Origin of the sequence: Achromobacter sp. Marseille-Q0513 (assembly GCF_018195695.1) — a bacterium.
Lineage (GTDB): Bacteria > Pseudomonadota > Gammaproteobacteria > Burkholderiales > Burkholderiaceae_B > Achromobacter.
The window spans coordinates 7,003-9,351 of sequence record NZ_JAGTJY010000215.1 but is presented as its reverse complement, the minus strand read 5'-3'; the positions used below and the strand labels follow the sequence as shown (position 1 = coordinate 9,351).

General features: G+C 71.0%; 2 protein-coding genes. One reads left to right on the top strand and one right to left on the bottom strand.

Annotated features, from left to right (window positions below; genetic code table 11):
* Positions 1-38: 38 nt before the first annotated feature.
* Positions 39-1,283: an FAD-dependent oxidoreductase gene (locus tag KDH83_RS27205; RefSeq protein WP_212321429.1), complete on the bottom strand. Its 1,245-nt coding sequence runs from the start codon at positions 1,281-1,283 to the stop codon at positions 39-41.
* A 116-nt stretch (positions 1,284-1,399) separates the two neighbouring features.
* Here KDH83_RS27205 and KDH83_RS27200 point away from each other — a divergent pair, with 116 nt between their 5' ends.
* The gene (locus KDH83_RS27200; protein WP_212321427.1) at positions 1,400-2,317 is read left to right on the top strand and encodes a LysR family transcriptional regulator; all 918 of its coding nucleotides are present in this window, start codon (positions 1,400-1,402) and stop codon (positions 2,315-2,317) included.
* Positions 2,318-2,349 lie beyond the last annotated feature (32 nt).

The following is a 2,349-nucleotide window of genomic DNA, read 5'->3' as shown; positions in this document are numbered from 1 at the left end:
CCCTCGGCCGCCCAGCCATCTCGTGGCCGACAGTACCACTACCGTCCCGCGCCTCTGCCGGCAACGGTGGCCGCCCCGGCTTCGGCCAGCGCCGGCAAAGGCAGGCCCCGCCCCCAGCCTTGCGCCAATGCATGCACGCCTTGCAGCGGATCGCTGGCGCGCACGCGTGCGTCGCGCTCGCGGCAAGCCTGCGGGTCCGTGATGAACAACTCTCGCGCGAAGTACCGCGCCTGCCGCGTGATGGCCTCGGTTTTCTCCCGCCGCAATCCGCCGAACCGTTCCAGCGCCTGCTCCAGTTCCGCGCCCGGACCCATGGCCGGATCCTCCAGGCAGCGCGCCAGATGCCAGGCATCCTCCAGCGCCTGGCAGGCGCCCTGCCCCGACGTGGGCAAGGGCGCGTGCGCGGCGTCGCCCACCAGCAGCACATTGCCGCGATGCCAACGGGCCAGCGGCTCCAGGTCATGCACCGCGATCAGGCGCAGGGCCTGCGGCGGCGTGGCATCGATGACCGCGCCGATGGGATCGGGCCAGCTCTCGAACAGGCGGCGCACCTTGCGCCACTCGCCGTCCTGCGCGGCGGCCGCCGAGGCCCGCGCCTGCTCCAGCGTCTGCGCCTGCGCGCCCGCCCAATAGACCTTGCGCCGCCCCAGCGCCACGATGCCGACGCGCTCGCCATGCCCCCAGTAATCGTGGATCGAGGCGCCGTCCACCAGGTCGCGCGAGCTTTCGGCCACGCCGATCCAGTTGACGAAGCCTTGATAGACCGGCGCGTTGCCGCCCGCCACATGGGCCCGCGCCACCGAGGACATGCGTCCGTCCGCGCCGATTATCAGGTCCGGGCTCACGCGCTCGCCATCGGCGAACTGCACCACCGCCCGGCCATCCGGATCGTTGGCGATCGCCGTGGCCTCGCGGCCGAACGCCACCGGCACGCCCGCCTCTCGCGCCCGCCGGAGCAGCACCGCTTGCAGGTCCGTGCGCAGGATCGCGTAGGTCGGATACCCCATCAGACGATCCAGCGGCCCGATATCCAGGCCACCCAGCGACTGCCCCTGGGCGTCGTAGCGGTACATGGTCGCGGGCGTGCCGCCCAGTTCCAGCACCTCGTCCAGCATTCCCAGCTCCGCCAGCACGAAGCCGGCGTTCGGCCACAACGTCACGCCCGCCCCCATCGTGGCCGGCGCCGGGCGGCGCTCGTAGACCCTGGGTTTGTGTCCGCGGCGCGCCAGCGCCAGGGCCGTGGCCAACCCCGCCACGCCGCCGCCCAGAATCGCGATATCCATGCTTGCCATCTCCCGTACAGACGCGCTCTTGCGCAAAGCAGTCATGCTAGATTCCGCCACCCGTGATAACTAGAGTGCGAAAATGCAGTTCTCAATGACCCGAAACGGGATAATCCATGCCCAGCAAGCTGGACCTGAACACGGTGCGCGTCTATGCGGCCGTGGTGGATGAACAAAGCTTCGCCGGCGCGGCGCGCCAGCTCCAGTTGCCGGCCTCCAACGTCAGCCGCCACGTGGCCGCGCTGGAACGCAGCCTGGGCGTGCGCCTGCTGGAACGCAGCACCCGCCACCTGCGCATGACCGAGGCCGGCCGCCTGCTGTACCAGCGCGCCAAGCCCTTGCTGGACACGCTGGCCGCCACCGCCGAGGAACTGGGCGCCGGCGAGCAGGCATTGCGCGGGCCGCTGCGCATGTGCATGCCCGGGGAAGCCCCGCTGCTGCTGGGCCCGATCATCGCGGAATTCTGCGCCAGCCATCCCGGCGTCGAGCTGCAATGCGATACCCGCATGGCCGGCGAACAGGCGCTGCGCGAGGACATGGACCTGGCCATCGTGTTCCATCGCGGCGACCAGGAGGACAGCACGCTGGTCACGCGCGAACTGGCCAGCCTGCCCAGCCTGGTCGTCGCCGCGCCCGGGCTGATCGCCCGCAGCGGCATGCCCACGCGCACGGCGCAGCTCAAGACGCTGCCCTGCATCACGACCTTGAGCGCGCTGCAAGGGCAACCCTGGCGTTTCGTGGACGCCGCCGGACGCATGGTGAAGGTGCCGGTGCGCAGCCGCTACCGCGTCAACAGCGGCGCGCTGGCGCTGGCGGGCGCGCGCCAGGGAATCGGATACGCGATCCTGGCGGCCGGTCCCTGCCAGGAGGATCTGGCGGCGGGCCGGCTGGTGGAGGTGGCGCTGGAATTGCGCCCGGCGCCCTTGCAGCTGCTGGCCGTGTACGGCCATCGGCATTCGGCCAGCGCGCGTATTCGTACCCTGCTGGACCTGATCAAGCTGCGATTGGATGAGATGACGCCGACCAAAACCTGAGCGCCGCCCCGCCCTATTGCACCCGCACGGGC

What these genes read in the sequence shown, in the direction of transcription:
- KDH83_RS27205 (WP_212321429.1), bottom strand. Translation starts at nt 1,283, where the DNA reads ATGGATATCGCGATTCTGGGCGGCGGCGTGGCGGGGTTGGCCACGGCC.
- KDH83_RS27200 (WP_212321427.1), top strand. Translation starts at nt 1,400, where the DNA reads ATGCCCAGCAAGCTGGACCTGAACACGGTGCGCGTCTATGCGGCCGTG.